General features: G+C 73.6%; 18 protein-coding genes. 8 read left to right on the top strand and 10 right to left on the bottom strand.

Annotation, left to right across the window (positions count from 1 at the left end):
* Window position 1 precedes the first annotated feature (1 nt).
* Both ACFZB3_RS01315 and ACFZB3_RS01310 read right to left on the bottom strand, forming a co-directional pair.
* Window positions 2-598, bottom strand: a complete 597-nt coding sequence (locus ACFZB3_RS01315) for a 2Fe-2S iron-sulfur cluster-binding protein (protein WP_391367821.1) — start codon at window positions 596-598, stop codon at window positions 2-4.
* Entirely contained in the window at window positions 598-1,500 is a 903-nt protein-coding gene (locus ACFZB3_RS01310; RefSeq protein WP_391367818.1) for an FAD binding domain-containing protein, read from the bottom strand. The genes ACFZB3_RS01315 and ACFZB3_RS01310 overlap by 1 nt, the downstream gene beginning before the upstream one ends.
* A 373-nt stretch (window positions 1,501-1,873) precedes the next feature.
* Between ACFZB3_RS01310 and ACFZB3_RS01305 the strand changes: the two genes are divergently transcribed.
* The 3 genes from ACFZB3_RS01305 (at window position 1,874) to ACFZB3_RS01295 (ending at window position 5,062) form a co-directional block, all read left to right on the top strand.
* The gene (locus ACFZB3_RS01305; RefSeq protein ID WP_391367815.1) at window positions 1,874-3,547 is read left to right on the top strand and encodes a PucR family transcriptional regulator ligand-binding domain-containing protein; all 1,674 of its coding nucleotides are present in this window, start codon (window positions 1,874-1,876) and stop codon (window positions 3,545-3,547) included.
* A gap of 168 nt (window positions 3,548-3,715) precedes the next feature.
* Window positions 3,716-4,483 carry a hypothetical protein gene (locus tag ACFZB3_RS01300; RefSeq protein ID WP_391367812.1) on the top strand — a complete coding sequence of 256 codons (768 nt, stop codon included), beginning with the start codon at window positions 3,716-3,718 and terminating at the stop codon, window positions 4,481-4,483.
* A gap of 78 nt (window positions 4,484-4,561) precedes the next feature.
* Window positions 4,562-5,062 carry a DUF2231 domain-containing protein gene (locus ACFZB3_RS01295; protein WP_391367809.1) on the top strand — a complete coding sequence of 167 codons (501 nt, stop codon included), beginning with the start codon at window positions 4,562-4,564 and terminating at the stop codon, window positions 5,060-5,062.
* Between the two features lie 231 nt (window positions 5,063-5,293).
* On the opposite strand, the gene ACFZB3_RS01290 is transcribed toward ACFZB3_RS01295, so the two are convergent.
* The gene (locus ACFZB3_RS01290) at window positions 5,294-6,061 is read right to left on the bottom strand and encodes an FCD domain-containing protein (RefSeq protein WP_391367806.1); all 768 of its coding nucleotides are present in this window, start codon (window positions 6,059-6,061) and stop codon (window positions 5,294-5,296) included.
* A gap of 163 nt (window positions 6,062-6,224) precedes the next feature.
* Here ACFZB3_RS01290 and ACFZB3_RS01285 point away from each other — a divergent pair, with 163 nt between their 5' ends.
* Complete coding sequence (locus tag ACFZB3_RS01285; RefSeq protein ID WP_391367804.1) at window positions 6,225-7,094, top strand: (2Fe-2S)-binding protein; 870 nt, start codon at window positions 6,225-6,227, stop codon at window positions 7,092-7,094.
* 328 nt (window positions 7,095-7,422) lie between these two features.
* Window positions 7,423-8,457: a DUF2637 domain-containing protein gene (locus ACFZB3_RS01280; RefSeq protein WP_089104555.1), complete on the top strand. Its 1,035-nt coding sequence runs from the start codon at window positions 7,423-7,425 to the stop codon at window positions 8,455-8,457.
* 82 nt (window positions 8,458-8,539) lie between these two features.
* Here ACFZB3_RS01280 and ACFZB3_RS01275 read toward each other — a convergent pair whose 3' ends face one another.
* From ACFZB3_RS01275 to ACFZB3_RS01265, 3 genes are all read right to left on the bottom strand, one after another.
* Window positions 8,540-8,989, bottom strand: a complete 450-nt coding sequence (locus ACFZB3_RS01275) for an ATP-binding protein (RefSeq protein ID WP_391367800.1) — start codon at window positions 8,987-8,989, stop codon at window positions 8,540-8,542.
* A 308-nt stretch (window positions 8,990-9,297) separates the two neighbouring features.
* Entirely contained in the window at window positions 9,298-9,759 is a 462-nt protein-coding gene (locus tag ACFZB3_RS01270) for a hypothetical protein (RefSeq protein ID WP_391367797.1), read from the bottom strand.
* Window positions 9,760-9,907: 148 nt separating this feature from the next.
* Window positions 9,908-10,528: a hypothetical protein gene (locus tag ACFZB3_RS01265; protein WP_391367795.1), complete on the bottom strand. Its 621-nt coding sequence runs from the start codon at window positions 10,526-10,528 to the stop codon at window positions 9,908-9,910.
* A gap of 210 nt (window positions 10,529-10,738) precedes the next feature.
* Between ACFZB3_RS01265 and ACFZB3_RS01260 the strand changes: the two genes are divergently transcribed.
* On the top strand, window positions 10,739-12,076 hold the full coding sequence (locus tag ACFZB3_RS01260; protein WP_391367792.1) for a helix-turn-helix domain-containing protein: 1,338 nt from the start codon (window positions 10,739-10,741) through the stop codon (window positions 12,074-12,076).
* Window positions 12,077-12,090: 14 nt separating this feature from the next.
* Here ACFZB3_RS01260 and ACFZB3_RS01255 read toward each other — a convergent pair whose 3' ends face one another.
* Together ACFZB3_RS01255 and ACFZB3_RS01250 are read right to left on the bottom strand one after the other, a co-directional pair.
* Window positions 12,091-13,833: a pyruvate dehydrogenase gene (locus ACFZB3_RS01255; protein WP_391367789.1), complete on the bottom strand. Its 1,743-nt coding sequence runs from the start codon at window positions 13,831-13,833 to the stop codon at window positions 12,091-12,093.
* A 93-nt stretch (window positions 13,834-13,926) separates the two neighbouring features.
* Window positions 13,927-15,348 (bottom strand): protein phosphatase 2C domain-containing protein, encoded by a 1,422-nt coding sequence (locus ACFZB3_RS01250; protein WP_391367787.1) that lies wholly within the window; start codon window positions 15,346-15,348, stop codon window positions 13,927-13,929.
* A gap of 551 nt (window positions 15,349-15,899) precedes the next feature.
* On the opposite strand from ACFZB3_RS01250, the gene ACFZB3_RS01245 reads away from it, so the two are divergent.
* Both ACFZB3_RS01245 and ACFZB3_RS01240 read left to right on the top strand, forming a co-directional pair.
* Window positions 15,900-16,880: a helix-turn-helix domain-containing protein gene (locus ACFZB3_RS01245; RefSeq protein ID WP_391367784.1), complete on the top strand. Its 981-nt coding sequence runs from the start codon at window positions 15,900-15,902 to the stop codon at window positions 16,878-16,880.
* A 36-nt stretch (window positions 16,881-16,916) separates the two neighbouring features.
* Window positions 16,917-17,402 (top strand): DUF456 family protein, encoded by a 486-nt coding sequence (locus ACFZB3_RS01240; RefSeq protein WP_391367781.1) that lies wholly within the window; start codon window positions 16,917-16,919, stop codon window positions 17,400-17,402.
* Window positions 17,403-17,445: 43 nt separating this feature from the next.
* Here the strand turns inward: ACFZB3_RS01240 and ACFZB3_RS01235 are convergent, their stop codons facing one another.
* Together ACFZB3_RS01235 and ACFZB3_RS01230 are read right to left on the bottom strand one after the other, a co-directional pair.
* Window positions 17,446-18,627, bottom strand: coding sequence for a GDSL-type esterase/lipase family protein (locus ACFZB3_RS01235; protein ID WP_391367779.1), 1,182 nt, complete (start codon window positions 18,625-18,627; stop codon window positions 17,446-17,448).
* A 294-nt stretch (window positions 18,628-18,921) separates the two neighbouring features.
* Complete coding sequence (locus ACFZB3_RS01230; protein WP_391369672.1) at window positions 18,922-20,334, bottom strand: AlkA N-terminal domain-containing protein; 1,413 nt, start codon at window positions 20,332-20,334, stop codon at window positions 18,922-18,924.
* Window positions 20,335-20,342: the final 8 nt, after the last annotated feature.

The following is a 20,342-nucleotide window of genomic DNA, read 5'->3' as shown; positions in this document are numbered from 1 at the left end:
CTCAGACCGCCTCTCCCTGCCGGGCGGCCGCGAGGCGGACCGCGTCCATGATCTTCTCGTAGCCGGTGCAGCGGCAAAGGTTGCCCGAGAGCGCCTCGCGGATGTCGGCGTCGGTCGGGTTGGGGTTGCGCTCCAGCATCTCGTCGGCGGCGACGAGGAGGCCGGGGGTGCAGAAGCCGCACTGGACGGCGCCGGCGTCGATGAAGGCCTGCTGGATGGGGGAGAGGTGGGTGCGTTCGCCGGTCTGGGAGTCGGCGGGGGGCTTGGGCTGCCAGCTCTTTGAAGTGTCACGCGTGACATGTGACATAGCACTGTCGCCGTCGCACGTCCCGCTCCCGCAGGCCCGCCGCTCCGCGAACTCCGCCAGCCCCTCCACGGTGACGACCTCCCGCCCCTCCACCTGCCCCGCCGCGACCAGGCAGGAGCACACGGGCACGCCGTCCAGCCGGACGGTGCAGGACCCGCACTCGCCCTGCTCGCAGGCGTTCTTGGAACCGGGCAGGCCGAGGCGCTCCCGCAGCACGTACAGCAGGGACTCGCCCTCCCACACGTCGTCGGCTTCCTGCGGGCGTCCGTTGACGGTGAAGTTGACGCGCATCAGGCGACACTCCCCTTCTGCTCAGGGTTCTGCCCAGTGGTGCCGCGGTACGACTCCCAGGTCCAGGTCAGGGTCCGGCGGGCCATCACGCCGACCGCGTGGCGGCGGTAGCTCGCGGTGCCCCGGACGTCGTCGATGGGGTTGCAGGCGGCGGCGCACAGGTCCGCGAACTGCTTGGCGACCGACGGGGTGATGATCTTTCCGTTGTCCCAGAAGCCGCCCTCGTCGAGCGCGGCGTTCAGGAAGTCCTCGGCGGTCCTCGCCCGCACGGGTGTGGGGGCGGCCGAGCCGATCCCGGTCCGCACGGTCCGCGTCTCCGGGTGGAGGGCGAGTCCGAAGGCGCAGACGGCGATCACCATGGCGTTGCGCGTGCCGACCTTCGAGTACTGCTGCGGGCCGTCGGCCTTCTTCACGTGCACCGCGCGGATCAGTTCGTCGGGTGCGAGGGCGTTGCGCTTGACGCCGGTGTAGAAGTCGTCGATGGGGATGAGCCGGGTGCCGCGCACGGACTCGGCCTCGACCTCGGCGCCGGCCGCGAGCAGCGCGGGGTGGGCGTCGCCGGCCGGGGAGGCGGTGCCGAGGTTGCCGCCGACGCCGCCGCGGTTGCGGATCTGCGGGGAGGCGACGGTGTGCGAGGCGAGGGCGAGACCGGGCAGTTCGGCGCGGAGGTTCTCCATGATCCGGGTGTACGGGACGGAGGCGCCGAGCCGTACGCTCTCCTCGCCGACCTCCCATTCGTAGAGTTCGCCGATGCGGTTGAGGTCGAGGAGGTACTCGGGCCGGCGGTGGTCGAAGTTGATCTCGACCATCACATCGGTGCCACCCGCGATCGGCACTGCGGTGGGGTGCTCGGCCTTCGCGGCGAGCGCCTCCTCCCAGCTGGCGGGGCGAAGGAAGTCCATGACCGGCTCTCTTCTCCGTCTCGTGAGTCTCGTGAGTCGTGCGGATTGAGCCAATCCGTGTGCGGCGGGCCCGGCTCGTTCATGTCCTGTTAACGCTGAATGAGGTCAGTACACCGCCCCTTACTCCAGCGGGGTCAGTCACTGAAACCATGAAGGAGTTGGCTGGCCAGCACGGGCATCTTGTAGATTCGTATGAACGGAGGTCATCAGTAACCTCTTGGTTTTCCTGTGGAAACGCAGGAAACGCCCTGGCGACCACCGGTTGCGGCCCGGCGACCCTTGGTGACGGCCCGTGGAGGCGCCCGCCGGGCACCTCCCCCGTGACCCTTCAAGATTCATCGTAGATTTCGAGACACAGAACGGCGGCGACGAGATGCGGCTGCGCGCACTGCTGGACACCGATGCGCTGGGCCTGCGGCTGCTCGGCGGCGAGGACGAGCTGGACCGTACCGTGCGCGGGGTGATGACCACCGACCTGCGCGACCCGAGCCGCTACCTGTCCGGTGGTGAGCTGGTGCTGACGGGCCTGGCCTGGCGCCGGGACGCGGCGGACTCCGAGCCGTTCGTACGGCTCCTGGTGCAGGCCGGGGTGGTCGCGCTGGCGGCCGGTGAGGCGGAGCTGGGCGACGTTCCGGACGACCTGGCCGTGGCCTGCGCGCGGCACCGTCTCCCGCTCTTCGCGGTCCACGAGTCGGTGGCCTTCGCGACGATCACCGAGCATGTCGTACGGCAGGTCAGCGGGGAGCGGGCCGGGGATCTGGCGGCCGTGGTGGACCGGCACCGGCGGATGATGACCTCGGGCCCGGCGGGCGGCGGTCCGGACGTGGTGCTGGATCTGCTCGGCTCCGACCTCGACCTGCGGGCGTGGGTGCTGTCGCCGGCGGGCCGCCTGATCGCGGGCTCCAAGGTGTCCGGGCCGGCGCTGCCCGCCGACGTCTGCGCCGGGCTGGCCGCCGAGCACCTGGCCGCGACCCGTACCGGCCGGCGCGGCCCGCACCGCGTGCTGCTCGGCGGCACGACCTACTCGCTCTTCCCGATCCGGTCCGGCGGGCGTTCCCCGCAGGGCGCCCGGGACGTCCGCGAGACCGTGCTGTCGGACTGGCTGCTGGCGGTCGAGGCGGACGCGGGCGACTGGCCGGAGGAGCGGCTCGACCTGCTCCAGGGCGTCACGCAGCTGATCGCCGTGGAGCGCGACCGCCGTGACGCGGCCCGGACGGTGCGGCGCAGGCTCGCCCAGGAGGTCCTTGAGCTGGTCCAGACGGGCGCGGCCCCGGCGGAGATCGCGGCCCGTCTGCGGGTGGCCGCGCCGGTCCTGCTGCCCGGGCTCGGGGCGGCCCCGCACTGGCAGGTGGTGGTCGCCCGTGTGGAGTGGGACGGCGGGGAGGTCGAGGGCGGCCCGGTCGCCCAGTCCCTCCTGGAGGAGATCCTGGTCGACCCGCTCGCGACCGGCCCGGAGCCGTCCGACCGGATAGCGGTGGCCCACACCGGCGACGAGGCGATCGCCCTTGTCCCGCTGCCCGCCGTGACGGCCGAGCATGACGGCTCCGAGTCCGGCATCCACGCCGACGTCCTGCTGGAGGCCGTTCGGGGCCCGCTGTCGGCGGGGCTCGACGACGACGGCCGGGTCACCCTCGGCGTCAGCGCCGCCGTGCACTCGGCGGAGGGGCTGCGCGGCGCCCTGGAGGAGGCGCGGCACGCCCGCCGGGTGGCGGCGGCCCGCCCGGGCCGGGTCTGCGCGGCCGGCCATCAGGAGCTGGCCTCGCACGTCCTGCTGCTCCCGTTCGTCCCGGACGACGTCCGCCGCGCGTTCACCGCCCGCCTGCTGGACCCGCTGCGCGACTACGACCGCCGGCACCGTGCCGAGCTGATTCCCACCCTGGAGGCGTTCCTCGACTGCGACGGCTCCTGGACGCGCTGTGCCACCCGTCTTCACCTGCACGTCAACACGCTGCGCTATCGCGTGGGGAGGATCGAGCAGTTGACGGGCCGGGACCTGTCCCGGCTGGAGGACAAGCTCGATTTCTTCTTGGCGTTGCGGATGAGCTGAGGTCACGCGGGCGTGCGAGCGGCTGGTGCCAAGTGCCGCCGCCGTCCCACGACTTTGTGAAATTATTCACCCACCCTCTTGGCCCCGCGCGGCGATCGGTGCTGGAATGCGGCCACCACTTCACTGCTCGACGGCGCGCAAGGGGAGGGCAACGTGGCGTATTCCGCCATGTCTGGGAACGGAACGACCGACGGTGACGATCCGCTCCAGACCGCGGTATGGCGGCTGCGCTCGCGGGCCTGCTGGGCCGACGCAGCGGCTCTGCTGCCGACGGACACGCCGACGTACACCCTGCAGCGGGCGGGGCTGATGGTCGAACGGTGTCTGTACACCGAGGGGGGCTGGGAGGAGGCCGAGGACGCGCTGCGGACGGCCGAGGCGGTGGCCCGGACCGACGAGGAGCGGGGCGCGGCGGCCTGTGAACGCGGCCAACTCGCCTACGCGGCCACGCTGCACGGCGTCCGGGACCGGGCGGACGAGGCGCGGGCCGCGCTCGGCAGGGCGGCGGCGCTGATTCCTCCGGGGGCGGCGGGCCGGGCGCTGCTCGACTTCCGCCGGGGTCTGCTGGCGGAGAACCTGACCCGCTCGCCGCAGGCGGCACGGGCCGCGTACCGCAGGGCCCACGCGGCCGCCACCGCCCACGCCGACCCGCTGCTGCTCTCGTTCACCTGGCGCCATCTGGCCGGACTGGCGCTACGGGAAGGGGAGTTGGCGGAGGCCCGGCACGGGTTCGCGGAGTCGCTGCGGATCAGGGAGGAGCTGGGCTATCTGGTGGGCACGGCTCCGGCGCTCGCCTCCCTCGCGGACACGGAGTCCGAGCCGGAGGCGTCACGCCTGCGCGAGGAGGCCGGCCGCCTGTTCCGGCTCCTGGGCGGCGTCCCCACGTGGCTGGCGAGGCAGTTGACGCCGCCGGCGCCGGGGGCGGCGACCGCCTGAGACCCGGCTCAGAGGAAACTGAGAGTCTGCTGTGCCAGGCTGACGCGCCTCGACCCACCCTCTCAGGAGCGCTTCGCCATGAGCACCGTCAACGGGCTGCCGGCCCATGTCCTGCTGGTCCACATCGTCGTCGTCCTGGTCCCGCTGACGGCCCTCGCCCTGGTGGCCGCCGCGCTGTGGCCGGGGGTCGCCCGGCGGCTGGGGGTGCTGCTGCCCGCGCTCGCCCTGGCCGCGCTGGTCAGCGTGCCGCTGACGACGCAGGCCGGCGAGTGGCTGGAGCGGCATGTGACCGAGGACACCCTGGTCCGCCGGCACACCGAGCTGGGGGACGGCCTGCTGCCGTGGGCCCTGGGTCTGTTCGTGCTGGCCACGGTGGTGTGGTGGGCGACGCGCCGCGGCGGGGCGGAGCAGGTTCCCGGCGGCGGTGCCCGCTGGTCGGCGCTGCCGGTGCGGATCGCCGTGGGCGTGCTGTCGGTGGCCGTGGCGGCCGGCGCGGTCGTCGACGTCTACCGGATAGGCGACTCGGGCGCGAAGGCGGCATGGCACGACGCGTACCAGAAGACGGCACAGGGCAACTGAGGGGGCCGGGGCCGCCGGGGGGGGTGGGGACGCTTACCGGCGCTGGCCGGGTGCCGCTGCGCCCACCCGTGCCGCCCCAGCGGCACGACTGCCCGCAGCTGAAGCGCCCCTTCAGGGGCGCGGGGAACTGCGCGACCAGCCACGGCGCACCCGCACCCGGCAGCCGGCACCCGGCAGCCGGCAGGCGGTCCGCACCTCCACGGCGGGAGGCCGCGCAAACACCCTCCCCCGTCAGCCCGCGGCAGCGAAATGCCCGGCCACCAGCCTCCGCACCGCGTCCAGCTCCCCCGCGATCAACGCCTCCAGCAACTCCGCATGCTCGGCCGCGTCCGCCATCAGGTCGTCCCGCGCCCCGCGCAGCGGAACCGCGCGGCGGTGCAGGTCCTCCGCGATCTGCACCAGCTGCTCGTTGCCGGCGAGGGCCAGTACCGCCCGGTGGAACGCCCGGTCCGCCTCCGCGTACGTCGCCCGGCATCCCTTCGCGGCCGCCCGCACCGATTCCTCGGCGAGCGGCCGCAACGCGGCCCATCGCTCGGCCGGTACGCTGCGCGCCAGCCGCAGCATCACCGGTACCTCGATCAGCGCCCGCACCTCGGCCAGTTCCGCGAGCTCGCGAGCGCCCCGTTCGACGACCCGGAACCCGCGGTTGGGCACGACCTCGACCGCGCCCTCCAGCGCCAGCTGCTGCATCGCCTCGCGCACCGGTGTCGCGGAGACCCCGAACCGTTCCCCCAGCGCCGGTGCCGAGTACACCTCGCCGGGTGCCAGCTCCCCGCCGACCAGGGCGGTACGCAGCGCGTCGAGGATCTGTCCGCGCACGGACGCCCGCTGCACGGCGGGCCTGGGCTGCGGGATCGGCCGCTCGCTGTGGACGTGTTCGCCGCGCGCGGCCTGCGGGCCTGCGGGGAACGCGAGCGCCTCCCGCGCCGACTCCTCGGACCGCGACTGCGCCGGCACCCTGGCCGTCTCGGCGGGAGCCGCGTGCGAGCGCTGGTCCACGGGTCCTCCTCCGGCTCGTCGGCACTTGGGTCATTAACGGCGGGTTGTTACTTGTCCGTCAAGCACCTTAGGCGCACAAGGCGCTGGTTCAAATTTCCGAACGAATGGGTAAGGTAAGGCTTACTTATCTGACAGTCGGTCCGGATCCGATCGGTGGTAGCCCATGCCCTCCCCCGCCTCCACCGCCTCCCTTGCCTCCGTCGTCCCCACCGCCTCCGCCGTCTCGGCCGCCTACGCGCGCCTCACCGAGGTCTGCCCGGACCTGGCGGTCACGGAGCTGGGGCCGGGCGACCCGGCACCCCGGGGCGGCGGCTGGGTGGGCGCCGCCGAGCTGGCGGCGGGCGGTTCCGCCCTGGACGCCTTCCTGGCCTGGGACGAGGACCAGATCCTGCGGGACGAGGGGAAGCCGGCCCGCCCCGACGTGGTCGCCACCTTCGGCCTGCACCGCTACGGCTGGGCCGCCTGCCTCCTGATCACCCTCCCCTGGTTCCTGGACCGCCGGGTCCCCCGCCTGCCCGCGGCCGAGGTGTCGTACGACCGCACGGCGGGCCGCATGGCCGTACGCGTCACCTCGTTCGCCTGCCTCCCGGGCGACCCCGCGGCGGCGCTGCCCGGCGCGGTCGTGGTGGCCGGCGAGGAGGCGCTGCGGGCGGAGGTGCGGGCGGCCGTCGCCGAGCACCTGGAACCGGTCCTCGGCGGCTTCGGGCCGCGAATGCGGCGGCGCGGGCGCGCACTGTGGGGCATGGCGACGGACGAGGTCGTCGAGGGGCTCTGGTACATCGCCGGACTGCTCGGGGACGAGGCCCGGGCGGTGCGCGAGCTCGAACAGCTGCTCCCGGGCGCGACCAAGCCGTACGTCGGCTCGGCCGCCTTCCGCGTGCTGCCGGGACCGGCCGGGGAGCCGCTGCCGACCCGGGACCGGGCGAGCTGCTGCATGTACTACACGCTGCGCCCCGAGGACACCTGCGCCACCTGCCCGCGCACCTGCGACGACGTCCGGATCGCCAAACTCGCGGCGGCCGCCGCGGCCTGAGTCCCCCTCAGTCCGCCCGCACCACCCGCCCCGGGACACGGCACCCGCCGGCATCCACTAAGATCACCGGTGGCGAGGTCGCTCCTGCGCGGACAGGGAATTCACAACTTCCTCACTTGCCGCAGGAACTTTCCGAGGAACCACCCGTATGGGTAGTCTTACTCGAACTCAGCTCCCGCCCCTCACGCGGCAGTTCGAGCAGAATGCCGCCCTGGGGCATCCCCTTGCACTTCCTTGGCGGCCTCTTGCCCCGAAACCCCCTGAGGGCCAGTGGGGTTGGGCCACTATGGCGGGCGATACGCCCTATCCCAATGCAAGGGACCCCTAGATGAGACTGACCGACATATCGCTGAACTGGCTGCTTCCCGGCGCCGTACTGCTCCTGGGCATGCTGGTCGCGGTGGCGGTGCTCGCGCGCTCCAAGCGGTCCGGCGGGGAGCACGCGAAGGACGACTCGTGGGAGCGCAGCGAGGAGCGCCGCAGGCGCAAGGAAGCCGTGTACGGCACCGTCTCCTACGCGCTCCTGTTCGCCTCCGCGTCGGTCGCGGCGGCCCTCTCGTTCCGCGGGCTGGTCGGCTTCGGCCAGCAGAACCTCGGCCTCTCCGACGGCTGGGAGTACCTCGTGCCGTTCGGTCTGGACGGCGCGGCGATGTTCTCCTCCGTCCTCGCGGTGCGCGAGGCGAGCCACGGTGACGCCGCTCTCGGCTCCCGGATACTCGTGTGGACGTTCGCGGGCGCCGCGGCCTGGTTCAACTGGGTGCACGCGCCCAGGGGCGTCGACCACGCGGGCGCTCCCCAGTTCTTCGCTGGCATGTCGCTGTCCGCGGCCGTCCTCTTCGACCGCGCGCTGAAGCAGACCCGCAAGGCCGCCCTGCGTGAGCAGGGTCTGGTGCCGCGTCCGCTGCCGCAGATCCGTATCGTCCGCTGGCTGCGTGCCCCCCGCGAGACCTACAAGGCCTGGTCGCTGATGCTCCTGGAGGGCGTGCGCAGCCTGGACGAGGCGGTCGACGAGGTGCGCGAGGACAAGCGGCAGAAGGAGACCAACCGGCTGCGCCGCCGCGAGCAGGACCGTCTGGAGCGGGCCCAGCTCAAGGCCATAAGCCGGGGCCACCGCGGCTTCGTCGGCCGTGGCCGGCAGGACGAGGTGCAGCACCAGGTCGAGCGCGCCTCGCAGCCCACTGCGGAGCCTGCCATATCGGCGCCGGAGCAGCTGCCCGTACGCCAGCGGCCCTCCCTTCAGCCCGTCCGCAAAGGGTCTGACCCGATCACCGTGGACCTGACCGCGGAGGACGACACAATGGCGCTGCCGCGCCTGGACTCCCTTGAGCGCAAGCTCAAGGACCTGGAGCAGCAGTTCGGCTGACCGCCTGCTGCCGCACAGCACTTCGGGACGGGGGCGTGACCATGACGGTCACGCCCCCGTCCCGTTGTGTACGAGGCGCCGGCTAGGCGGCCTCCGCGTCCAGTTCGAACCACACCGACTTGCCGACCTCGTGCGCCTGGACACCCCACGCGTCGGCGAAGGCGTCGACCAGCACCAGGCCCCGGCCGTGTGTGCCGTCGTCGGTGTCCGGGGCGCACATCCGCGGCCTGCGGCCGACGAAGTCCCGTACCTCCACCCGTAGTTGGCCCGGTTCCACGACGGCCGTCAGCACCGCCTCCCGGTCGGTGTGGACGAGCGCGTTGGTGACGAGTTCGCTGGTGAGCAGTTCCGCTATCTCGGAGCGGCCGGGCCGCCCCCAGTGCCGCAGCAGCTCGCGCAGTTCCCTGCGCGCCTCGGGCACCGCCCGCAGGTCCGACCGTCCCAGTCGGCGCCTGAACTGCGACGGGTTTCCCCGTTCCGTCGTGTCGGTCTCTTCCCCCGCCGTCTGCGCCGAGGAGGCCCCGATGGCCACGGGACCGCCCCCTCGTGCCTGACTGTTCATGACCCCCGCCCGCACGCTGTTTGCCGGTTCCCCTCCTGATCGAACACGTTCACGGGGATCCATGCCCGCTCGGGCACCGGCCAGTCATGTCACGCCGATGACGACCGGGTGTTCGGCCAAGTCCCGGGCCCGCCGCGGCCCGTACGTCGTCGCCCGGACCGCCCCGTACGCGCCAAGGGTGCCGCGGACCCGGCGTGATTCGGCCCCGTACGCAACCCGCCGAGCTGTTTCACGCGGTCCGCGGCACCGGCGAACCTGGCCGAAACCTGTCCTTCCGGCTACTTGCCCCCGAGGCCGGTGGTGCCGATGTGAATGATCTTGTGGGTGGAGCGGGTCATGTCGACGACCAGCTTCGTGGTGCTGTTGCGGCTCCAGGTGAGGGTGACGGCGGCCTCCGTGTAGTCGGCCGTGCCGTTGTCCGTGACCTTCCACTTGAGCGGGGTGTTCTGGGCCCGCAGCACACCGTCCGCGTGCTCCCGGTTCTCCCAGGCCTTGAGCTTCTTCAGGTAGGCCGGGTCGATGTAGTAGGCGCGCAGCGCGGTGGACAGGCGGCCGCTGCCGTCCGGGTCGCTCTCCGCGTCGATGTAGGCGCCGTAGAAGTCGGCGATGCGGGTGATGTTGTCGGCCGGGCTGCCGGCGACGCTGCGCGGAGCGCCGGCCGAGGCCTGGGCGGTGACGCCGAGCCCGAGGGCCACGGCGAGGACGCCGGCGGTGAGGACGGCGCGGCTCTTGCTGCTCATGTCTGTTCCCCGTTTTTCTGTGTCTTCGTGTTCTTTGCGTCGTGCGTCGTGCGTCGTGCGTCGTGTGCCTTGTGCCTTGTGCCTTGTGTCTGGGGCCGCCCTCCCCTCCCCCGAGGGAGAGGGCGGCCCCGGTCCCGGTGGCCGTGCGTCAGTGGAGCTTGTTCACGGCCGTGGTGGTGGTCTTCTTGAAGACCTTCACCGGCGCGTCCACGAAGCCGCCGAGCTGTCCCCAGTCCACGACGGTGACGGTGCGCCCCTCCCGGCCGATGGAGATCATCCGGATGTCGCTGGCGCCCCAGGCGGACACGGTGCGCAGGGCGTAGACATGGGCGCCGTCCCCGACCGGGAGGGTGCCGTGGTCCTGGAAGGTGGCCCGGATCTGCGGGTCCGCCATCTCGATACGGTCCGCGCAGGACACGATGTCCTCGTCGAGCTTCGCGAACCGGCCCTTCGCCAGGCGGACGCTGGGCAGTTCGGCGCTGACCTGACGGGCACTCGTGTCGAGGTCGGTCCGGAACTTCCGGTACCAGGAGTCCTGGCCGCCGCCGAGCCCGACGCCGATGCAGATGTCCTGCCTGGCCTCCTCCGGAATGCCGGCGGTGACCTTGCCGGCCGTCCAGGACGTGCCGGCCCGCGGCGGCAGCTCGGCCGCCGCGAGGAAGCGGGGCGCCTTGGGTGCGGCGGCCGCGGGAGCGGCCGACGCGGTGCCGACGACGAGTGCGGCGCCGGCGAGTGCGGTGAGCGCGCCTGCTCGGGTGCGCTTGGGCATGGGTGTTCCCCCGTGGGTCGGTGCATGGGTGTGGGCTGCCGCCGAGGCGGCCGACTGGTCGGTCCGGCCCTGCTCGGTGCGACACCAAGAGCATCCGCCGTCACCGGCGTGGACCGCAACGGCGGCCGCCCCTTTCCCCGCCCTGGAACCATCCCAGCCCCGTTGACGTGCAGGTATATGAGTGCCTGGGATGGCGAGGACCGGGGGAGGATGCCCGTGCGCGACGACGTCGAGGTGTTCGCGGCGCTGCTACGGCAGTTGAAGGACCGTACGGACCGGAGCTACGGCTCCCTGGCCCGTCGGCTGAACATGAACACCTCCACCCTGCACCGCTACTGCGCGGGCGAGGCGGTACCGCTGGACTTCGCTCCGGTGGAACGTCTGGCCGCGTTCTGCGGGGCGACACCGCAGGAACGGCTCGAACTCCACGAGTGCTGGCTGCGCGCGGTGGCCGCACGCCAACGCCCACGCGCGGCGGAGCACACGGAGACCACCGAGAACACGGAAAACGCGGAGACCACAGACAGCACCGCCCCCCAAGCTGCCGCGGAACCCGCAGCGGAGACGGCCCCAGTGGCGGAAGCCGCCCCCGTCGCCCGCCCCTGGTACCGGCGGCGGCGCACGCTCGTCGCCTCGGCCGTGGCCACCGTGCTGCTGGCGACCCTGGGCACCCTGGCCGCCCTCCCGGACGACCGGCAGGACACCGGTGCCGGGGCCCGGGACCCCGGTTCCTCCGGCACGACCGCCGCCGGTGACGCCCAGCGCCACGGCAGCGGCACCACCGGCCCGGCGCCGGACTCCGCCACCCCGTCGCCCACGTCCCCGACCTCCTCCTCGACCTCCTCGGCCTCCTCGGCGTCGGGCGGTGCCAAGACCTCCTCCCCCGCCACGGGCAGCACGTCCGGCACCCCGGCCCCGGCCGCCGTCCCCCTCGCCTGGACCGCGAACTCGCAGCTCTGGGAACTGGGCTGCGACCACGACTACGTCATCGACAAGCAGCCGGCCCAGGTGCCGCCGCCGCCCGCCCCGCAGGACGCCGGCACCTGGGCGGCCACCCAGAGCGCGGTGCACGGCGGCAACACGATCGTGGAGGTCTCCGTGCAGGGCCGTTCGGCCACCGCCGTCGTCCTGGAGGCTCTGCGGGTGCGTGTCGTCGGCCGTACGGCTCCCGCGCCCGGCATCGCCTACTCCATGGCGGACGGCTGCGGCGGCGGGCTCACCCCCCGCTACTTCGACGTGAACCTGGACAAGGACCGCCCCATCGCCCGCCCGGTGGCCGGTTCGGGCCCGGACGGGCAGACCGTATCGACGATGCACCTGCCCTACCGGGTCTCCGCCACGGACCCCGAGGTGCTGCGCGTCAAGGCGAGCACCGCGGGCTGCGACTGCCGCTGGTACCTCGAACTCGACTGGTCGTCACAGGGCCGCAGCGGCACCGTCCGCATCGACGACCACGGCCGGCCGTTCCGCACCAGTTCCATCAAGGGCCTGCCGCAGTACTGGTACGGCTCCGTCGACGGCGTCCGCCAGTGGGTGCCCACCGGCTGAGCAGGGGAAACCGGTCAGGGCCGCGGCATGTTGCGCAGGTTGGAGCGGGCCATCTGGACCATCCGGCCCACGCCGCCGTCCAGGACCATCTTGGACGCGGAGAGCGCGAAGCCGGTGACCATGTCGGCCCTGATCTTCGGCGGGATGGACAGCGCGTTGGGGTCGGTCACCACGTCGACCAGGGCCGGGCCCTTGTGGCTGAAGGCGTCCTTCAGCGCGCCCGCGAGCTGCTTGGGCTTCTCGACCCGCACCCCGTAGGCTCCGCAGGCCAGCGCCACGGCGGCGAAATCGGGATTGGTGTTGGCGGTGCCGTACGCGGGCAGCCCCGCGACCAGCATCTCCAACTCGACCATGCTGAGCGCGGAGTTGTTGAACAGCACTACCTTCACCGGCAGGTCGTACTGGACCAGGGTCAGGAAGTCGCCCATGAGCATGGCGAATCCGCCGTCCCCGGACATCGACACGACCTGCCGCCGCCGGTCGGTGAACTGGGCGCCGATCGCCATCGGCAGCGCGTTGGCCATCGAGCCGTGCGAGAAGGAACCGATGACCCGGCGGCGGCCGTTGGGCGAGACGTAGCGGGCCGCCCAGACATTGCACATGCCGGTGTCGACGGTGAACACCGCGTCGTCGTCGGCGAGTTCGTCCAGGACCGAGGCCACGTACTCCGGGTGGATCGGGACGTGCTTCTCGACCTTCCTCGTGTACGCCTTCACCACCCCTTCCAGCGCGTCCGCGTGTTTCTTCAGCATCCGGTCGAGGAAGCGCCGGTTCTCCTTGGCCCGCACCCGCGGCACCAGACAGCGCAGCGTCTCGCGCACGTCGCCCCACACCGCCAGGTCGAGCCGGGAGCGCCGGCCGAGCACCTCGGGGCGGACGTCGACCTGCACGATCTGCACGTCGTCGGGGAGGAAGGCGTTGTACGGGAAGTCGGTGCCGAGCAGGATCAGCAGGTCGCACTCGTGGGTGGCCTCGTAGGCGGCGCCGTAGCCGAGCAGTCCGCTCATGCCGACGTCGTACGGGTTGTCGTACTGGATCCACTCCTTGCCGCGCAGGGCGTGCCCGACCGGGGACTTGATCCGCTCCGCGAGTTCCATGACCTCGGCGTGGGCGCCGGCCGTGCCGCTGCCGCAGAACAGGGTCACCTTGTCCGCCGCGTCGATCATCGCGACCAGCTTGTCGAGTTCGGCGTCGCCGGGGCGGACGGTGGGCCGGGAGGTGACGATGGCCGCCGAGGCGGACTGTTCGGGCGCGGGCTGGTCGGCGATGTCGCCCGGCAGCGAGACGACGCTCACCCCGCTGCGGCCGACCGCGTGCTGGATGGCGGTCTGCAGCAGCCGGGGCATCTGCTTCGGGCTGGAGATCAGCTCGCTGTAGTGGCTGCACTCCTGGAAGAGCCGGTCCGGGTGGGTCTCCTGGAAGTAGCCGAGGCCGATCTCGCTGGAGGGGATGTGGGAGGCGAGGGCGAGCACCGGGGCCATCGAGCGGTGGGCGTCGTACAGGCCGTTGATGAGGTGCAGGTTGCCCGGGCCGCAGGAGCCGGCGCAGGCCGCCAGGGTGCCGGTGATCTGGGCCTCGGCGCCGGCCGCGAAGGCGGCGGTCTCCTCGTGGCGGACGTGGATCCAGTCGATGGCGGAGTTGCGGCGGACGGCGTCCACGACCGGGTTGAGGCTGTCGCCGACGACGCCGTAGAGGCGGCGCACCCCGGCGCGGACGAGGATGTCGACGAACTGCTCGGCGACGTTCTGCTTGGCCATGGCGGTCGGGCACCCTTCGGCTGCGCGGATCTCCGGCTCCCCTCCCCCGTCCCTCCCCCGCGATGCCCTTCCATGTATCCACAGCGGCCGCGCTCACGCCTCCCAGACGGCCGCCGCCGTACGGTCGTCGGCGTACCCCTTGACCCGGACCTGGGCGTCCGCGAGGAACGCGGCGAGGCCCGGCGGGGTGCGGCCGGACCAGCGTCGGGCCAGGTAGGCGCAGAGTGCGGGCTCGCCGCGCAGCGGGTCGGCGAGCCCGCCCGTGCACATCACGAGGGCATCACCCGGGCGGGCTACCGAGGCCCGGAACAGGAACGGGTCGCGGGGCGGCTCGGGGGCCGGTTCGTAGGGGCTGGGCGGGGTCGGGATGCCGAGGTCCATGGTGAGCCGGTCGCCCTGCGGGGTCTCGGAGGGCAGCGAGCCGAAGCCGAGCACGGGTTCACCGGCGCTGTCGGTGTCGACGCGCGGTTCGATGTCCTGCCACTCGCCGCCCCGGAGCCGGAACAGCCCGCCCTCGCCGACCCCGAAGAAGACCCGGGTACGGCACTGGGGGTGGGCGGGCAGGAGGAGGCAGCGCAGGCTGGCCGCGTACTCCTCGGGGGCGATGCCCTGTTCCGCGGCGCTGGCGCGGAGCTTGCCGAGGCTGCGGTCGGTGAGGCGGTGCAGTCCGGACTTGAGGTCGCCGCGCCGGGCGGCCTGGATGTCCTCGGTGAGCCGCTGGTGGCTGCGGCCCACGGCCCGGGCGATCCACTCGCACAGTTCGGCGGCGGCCCGGTGCGCGCCGGGGGTGGCCCGGGCGCCGGTGGCCATCGCGACCAGGACCAGGGCCTGTTCGCCGGCCCCGAAGCGGGCGGTGAGCAGGGCGTCGCGGCGCGGTTCGCCCCGGTACCGGGCGGAGTCGCCGCGCTGCGAGACGGCCCGCAGGGTGCAGGCGCCGTACCGGGCGCCGTCCAGGACGGTGTCGGCGACCAGGTCGTCGAGTTCGTCGGGGTCGGCGGCCGGCAGGGCGGTGGGTTCGGCGTCGTAGGTGGGCGGTCCGGAGCCGACGTAATCCACGGAGGAGGCCGAGGCGGCGGCCGGGACGGGCACGGCGTCCGAGGGCTCCGGGGACTCCTGGGGCTCCAGGGGCTCCGGGGCGGCGCGGGAGGGCAGCAGGGGCAGGTCGAGCCGGGTGGCGGGGTGCGGGTCCGCCGGGTCGTCGTCCGCCTCCAGCAGTTCCTGGTCCTCCTCGTCCCAGGGCCAGGTCTTCGGAGCAGGCCCGATGTCCTCGACAGGGGAGGTGTCCTCGACGGGGGCGGTGGGCGCCCGCTGGGCCGGCACGGTCGGCGGTGGCTGTTCGTCGCCCGGTTCCACGGTGCCGCCCCGCCGTCCCCCCACCGTCTTCTTCGCCGAGGCGAAGCGGTCGTCCAGGGAATCGGGTGCGGCCGTGGGCCCGGTGTCCTCGGTGGAGTCGTCGTACAACTGCCCCCACCAGTCGTCGTCGTGACGGGTGGGCCTACCCCCTGGCTGGCTCATGCCCCTAATTGTCCACCGCACGGGCCGGATGAAAACGGGGCATCAGGAAAATCCCGCACCCGACCCCGTATCGAACGGCGTGGCGAGGGACATCCCGAACACCCGTACAAGGAAAGGGAATCGACGACACGCGCGCGACGGACGGTGCGGCGGACACGACGGGCCCGGACGGGACGCGCCCGGGCGGGGCGGGCGGGAGTGGCGGGGGCGCCGGAACTGACACGTGTGAGTCGCCGGGTGGTCCCACCCCCCACGGGAGAACCACCCGGCGACACCGGAGTGACCGGCCCCAGATCCCCTACGCGTACGCGCGTCATGGGGCCGGTCACCGTTCGCACGGCCGAACACCACGGGACCGGCCGGAAGGCCAGATTGTGACGGGTCTTCCTGGCGGTCAGCTGTGAATGGCGCATCGGTTTCCCGTGCGAAGGCGCTGCGGTGACGTGATCTTGGCAGAGTGACCCGCGGTACGGCGATGATGGGGTGGGGCGGGTTTGCGCCGTGGCCGGTTCCCGCCATCTCACCGGGCTTCGAGGGAGGGACACGGACCGATGCTGGCAGCGCTGGGGCTGGACGAACGCGACGAGTCGGCGTACCGGGCGCTGGTGTCCGCGGGCGCCGCCGACGTGCCCGGTCTGGCGCGGCGTCTGACGCTGGCGGAGCCGGACACCGAGCGCGCGCTGCGCCGGCTGGAGGGGCACGGTCTTGCGGCCCAGTCCTCGGGCCGGCCGGGCCGCTGGGTGGCGGCGCCGCCGGGGGTCGCGCTGGGCGCGCTGCTCACGCAGCAGCGGCACGAGCTGGAGAAGGCTGAGCTGACGGCGGCGCTGCTCGCGGAGGAGTACCGGGCGGCGGCGGCCGAGCCCGCGGCGGGCGACCTGGTGGAGGTGGTGACCGGCGCCCCGGCCGTCGCCCGGCGGTTCCTCCAGCTCCAGCTGGGTGCCCTGGACGAGGTGTGCGCGCTGGTCACGGACAAGCCGGTGGCCGTCACCGGGACGGAGAACGACGCCGAGGAGCAGGCCGCGCACCGGGGCGTGCGCTACCGGGTGGTGGTGGAGCGGTCGGCCCTCGGCCTGCCGGACGCCGTCCCGGAGCTGGCGGCGGCGCTGGGCCGGGACGAGCAGGTGCGGGTGGCGGAGCGGGTGCCGACGAAGCTGGTCGTCGCCGACCGCGCGCTGGCGCTGGTCCCGCTCACCCTGCACGCCGCGGAACCCGCGGCCCTGGTGGTCCATGCCAGCGGCCTGCTGGAACTTCTCTGCGGCCTGTTCGAGTCGGTGTGGCGGGAGGCGCTGCCGCTGCGCCTCGGCCCGGCCGGGGTGTGCGAGGAGGAGCCGGACGGCCCCGACGCCACCGATCTGGAGGTGCTGTCGCTGCTGCTGGCGGGCCTGACCGACGCCAGCGTGGCCAAGCAGCTCGACGTGGGCCTGCGGACCGTGCAGCGCCGGGTGCGGCGGCTGATGGAGCTGGCCGGGGTGTCGACCCGCATGCAGCTGGGCTGGCACGCGTACGAGCGGGGCTGGGTGACCCGGAACTGACCTGCGCATCGTCCGGCGGTCCGGCACTCTGGGCAGATGGGAGCAGGGGAACTCCTGCTGGTCGGCCTGGTGCTGGTGCTCGGCCTGTGCGGGGTGCTGGTGCCCGGGGTACCGGGGACGGGGCTGGTGTGGGCCGCGGTGCTGTGGTGGGCGCTGTACGACCCGCGCCCGGTGGCCTGGTCGGTCCTGGTCGGGGCCACCCTGGTGCTGCTGTCGGCGCTGGTGGTCCGCTGGGCCCTGCCCCCGCGCCGGCTCCGGGCGAGCGGTGCCACCCCCCGGATGGGCGTGTACGCCGGAACCGGCGCCGTCCTCGGCTTCGTCCTGCTCCCCGTCCTCGGCGCGATCCCCGGTTTCATGGCCGGGATCTACCTCCACGAACGCCTCCGTCTCGGCCGGCACACGGAGGCGCGGGCCGCCCTGCGCACCGCGATGAACGCGGGCGGCTCCAGCGTGCTCGCCGAGCTGTTCGCCTGCCTGCTCGTCACGGCCGGCTGGCTGACGGCGGTGATCTGGGCCGGCTGAGTGCCCGGCGTGAATGCCCGGCGTGCGTGCCCGGCGTGCGGGCTCAGAGCAGGTCGGCGAGCGGGACGGCGTCGGCGAGGGCGCGCGTGCCGGTGTCGTTGAAGTGCAGGTGGTCGCCGGGGTCGTAGGCGGGCAGGATGCGGCCGGGCTGCTGCGGGTCCCGTACGACGGCGTCGAAGTCGACGTACGCGTCGAAGACGTCCCCGGTGCGGATCAGCGCGTTCACCCGCTGCCGCACGGTCTCCCGGGCGTCGGTGTACCCGCTGTACCCGGCGTACGGGGTGAGGGTCGCGCCGACCACCCGGATCCCGCGCTCGTGGGCGCGGGCCACGAGGGTCCGGTAGGCCCGCACGAGGTCGGCGGGGTCCGTGGTCTCCGGGGTGCCCTTGATGTCGTTGATGCCTTCGAGGACGACCAGGGTCCGCACCCCGCTCCGGTCGAGCGCGTCGGCGTCCAGGCGCTTGAGGGCTCCCGGTCCTCCGGTGCTGTCGAGCAGGAGCCGGTTGCCGGAGATGCCGGCGTTGAGGACGCCGGCCCGGAAGGGCCGCAGGCGGTCCGCGAGGCGGTCGGGCCAGCGGTGGTTGGCGTCCATGCTGGTGCCGTTGCCGTCGGTGAGGGAGTCGCCGAAGGCGACCACGGTGCCGCGGGTCACGGCGTGCACGTCGACGCCGGTGACGTAGTACCAGTGGCCGGTGGTACGGGTGTAGGCGCCGCCGTCCTCGTCTTGGGCGCGTCCGGTGCCGTCCGCGGCGAGGTAGCTGGTCTGGAGGGCGACCCGGTGGTAGGTGGCGGGCCCGGCGTCGCCCGGGGTCTCGACGCTGACCAGCAGGTCGGCGGCGGCCGGGACGGCGAGCGGCACCGGGTCGCTGACCAGGTCCTGTCCGACGGGCACGACGGCGGTGGCGGCGCCCGCGAAGGTGGCGGCGCGCATCGAGCCGGGTACGGCGGCCGGGCCGCTGCCCTGCCGGAGGGCGACGGTGACGGCGCCGAGCCGGAGCGGGGCGCTGCCGAGCCGGTTGCTGACCCGCACCCGCACTTCGCTGCCTCCGACGCTCAGGTGGACGACGTTGCGGTAGGCGGCGCCGGGCAGCGCCGGTTCGGTACCGGAGGGCGCGGCCTCCCAGCTCCCGGCCCAGAGCGCGGGCTCCGGGTCGGCACCGGCCCGCCCGCTCACCCCCATCACCGACAACAACGCCACCGCGAGCAGCCGCCCGACCCTGCGCATCCACACCTGCCCTTCCGAGGCCTACAGGAGGGGAAGGTGACATACGGGGGGTGGCGTGAACAGCAACGCGACCGGGAGACCACTCGGGTGGCGGAGCGCGGCGGGGAGGAGGCCGACGGAGCTGGGGACGGTGCCTGTTCGTCGTCTGTCCGGATAGGTGTGTCGGAGCGGAGGGGTGGTGACGGTGCGTTCCGGGGTGCGGGTGCGTGGGGGCTGGTCGCGCAGTTCCTCCCCCGGCTTTCGGCCGGGGGTACCCGGCAAGCGCCGGTAAGCGTCCCCACCCCCGCGCCGGCTTCAGTGCGGCGGCGCTCCGTCCAGCAGCAGATGCCGGACGGCGTACGACCGCCAGGGCCGCCACTCGTCCGGTACGTCTAGGCCGGGTACGCCGGGCAGGGCGACGTCGGGGTCGGCGAGGGCGCGGACGCGGATGGTGGCGACGGTCGCCGGGTCCATCCCGGGCAGGGCCCGCAGCGCCGCCTCCGCGTCGTCCCGGTCGGCGCCCGGATCCAGTCGCAGCGTCCCGTCGGCGAGCGCCGCGGCCAGCGCGCCGAGGCTGCCGTCGGGCTCGGCTTCCGCGAGCACCGCGGGCTCGGGGAAGAGGTGGGTGGGGCCGCCGGACGGCGTGTCCAGCGCCTTGCCGTACCGCCGTACCAGCCGCTCGGCGCCGGCGGTGCCGACCAGGGCCCGTACGGCTGCCTCGGCGGGGTCCGCGGCGCCGGGTGACCGCAGCCCGGGCCGGGCGGCGACCAGCGGAGCGAGCCGCGGGTCCGCTGCGAGCCGCTCGTCGACGGCGTACGGGTCGGCGTCGAGGTCGAACAGCCGGCGCAGCCGCTGTACGGCGGTGGTCAGGTCGCGCGGGTCGGTGAGGCGCAGCCGCGCGTCGAGCCAGCCGCCGGGGTGGGCGCCGAGGCCGGTAGCGGTGGCCCGGGTCGTACCGGTCCGTTCCTCGACGGCGACGACGGCATGGCCGTACGGCAGGCGCAGGGTGCGGCGGTAGGTGCGGGTGCCGGGGGTGCCGGTGACCTCCTCCACGCCGGGCACGGCCTCGCGTTCGAGGAGGTCGAAGACGGGGCCGGCCTGGTACGGGCCGCGATGGGCGAGCCGCAGCGGGATGCCGGCGGCCGGGGAGCCGCGCCGTGCGCCGCGGCCGCCGGGCGCGGACTCGCGCAGCCCGCTCGGGGTGCTGGCGTACACGGCGCGGACGGTGTCGTTGAACTGCCGCACGCTGGCGAAGCCGCTCGCGAACGCGATCTCCGTGATCGGCAGCTCGGTGGTCTGGAGCAGCGTGCGTGCGGTGTGCGCCCGCTGGGCCCGGGCGAGTGCGACGGGCCCGGCGCCGAGTTCGGCGGTGAGCTGCCGCTGCACCTGGCGGGCGCTGTAGCCGAGCCGGTCGGCGAGCCCGCCGACGCCCTCCCGGTCCACCACGCCGTCGCCGATCAGCCGTACGGCCCGGCCGACGACGTCGGCCCGGACGTTCCACTCTGCGGAGCCGGGGACCGCGTCGGGGCGGCACCGGCGGCAGGCCCGGAACCCGGAGCCCTGCGCGGCGGCCGCGGTGGGGAAGAAGCGGACGTTGCGCCGCTTCGGGGTGACGGCGGGGCAGCTGGGGCGGCAGTAGATGCCGGTGGTCTCGACGGCGAAGAAGAACGCGCCGTCGAACCGGGCGTCCCGGCTGCGGACCGCCTCGTACCTGGTGTCCTCGTCCATCACGGTTC

The sequence above is a fragment of the Streptomyces sp. NPDC008092 genome, from assembly GCF_042957285.1.
Lineage (GTDB): Bacteria > Actinomycetota > Actinomycetes > Streptomycetales > Streptomycetaceae > Streptomyces.
The sequence above is the reverse complement of the archived record's forward strand: the minus strand, read 5'-3'. Positions and strand labels throughout refer to the sequence as shown.

Coding starts and splice junctions, on each gene's coding strand:
- ACFZB3_RS01315 (WP_391367821.1), bottom strand. CDS start 598: ATGCGCGTCAACTTCACCGTCAACGGACGCCCGCAGGAAGCCGACGAC.
- ACFZB3_RS01310 (WP_391367818.1), bottom strand. CDS start 1,500: ATGGACTTCCTTCGCCCCGCCAGCTGGGAGGAGGCGCTCGCCGCGAAG.
- ACFZB3_RS01305 (WP_391367815.1), top strand. CDS start 1,874: ATGCGGCTGCGCGCACTGCTGGACACCGATGCGCTGGGCCTGCGGCTG.
- ACFZB3_RS01300 (WP_391367812.1), top strand. CDS start 3,716: ATGTCTGGGAACGGAACGACCGACGGTGACGATCCGCTCCAGACCGCG.
- ACFZB3_RS01295 (WP_391367809.1), top strand. CDS start 4,562: ATGAGCACCGTCAACGGGCTGCCGGCCCATGTCCTGCTGGTCCACATC.
- ACFZB3_RS01285 (WP_391367804.1), top strand. CDS start 6,225: ATGCCCTCCCCCGCCTCCACCGCCTCCCTTGCCTCCGTCGTCCCCACC.
- ACFZB3_RS01280 (WP_089104555.1), top strand. CDS start 7,423: ATGAGACTGACCGACATATCGCTGAACTGGCTGCTTCCCGGCGCCGTA.
- ACFZB3_RS01270 (WP_391367797.1), bottom strand. CDS start 9,759: ATGAGCAGCAAGAGCCGCGCCGTCCTCACCGCCGGCGTCCTCGCCGTG.
- ACFZB3_RS01265 (WP_391367795.1), bottom strand. CDS start 10,528: ATGCCCAAGCGCACCCGAGCAGGCGCGCTCACCGCACTCGCCGGCGCC.
- ACFZB3_RS01260 (WP_391367792.1), top strand. CDS start 10,739: ATGCCCGTGCGCGACGACGTCGAGGTGTTCGCGGCGCTGCTACGGCAG.
- ACFZB3_RS01255 (WP_391367789.1), bottom strand. CDS start 13,833: ATGGCCAAGCAGAACGTCGCCGAGCAGTTCGTCGACATCCTCGTCCGC.
- ACFZB3_RS01250 (WP_391367787.1), bottom strand. CDS start 15,348: ATGAGCCAGCCAGGGGGTAGGCCCACCCGTCACGACGACGACTGGTGG.
- ACFZB3_RS01245 (WP_391367784.1), top strand. CDS start 15,900: ATGCTGGCAGCGCTGGGGCTGGACGAACGCGACGAGTCGGCGTACCGG.
- ACFZB3_RS01240 (WP_391367781.1), top strand. CDS start 16,917: ATGGGAGCAGGGGAACTCCTGCTGGTCGGCCTGGTGCTGGTGCTCGGC.
- ACFZB3_RS01235 (WP_391367779.1), bottom strand. CDS start 18,627: ATGCGCAGGGTCGGGCGGCTGCTCGCGGTGGCGTTGTTGTCGGTGATG.
- ACFZB3_RS01230 (WP_391369672.1), bottom strand. CDS start 20,334: ATGGACGAGGACACCAGGTACGAGGCGGTCCGCAGCCGGGACGCCCGG.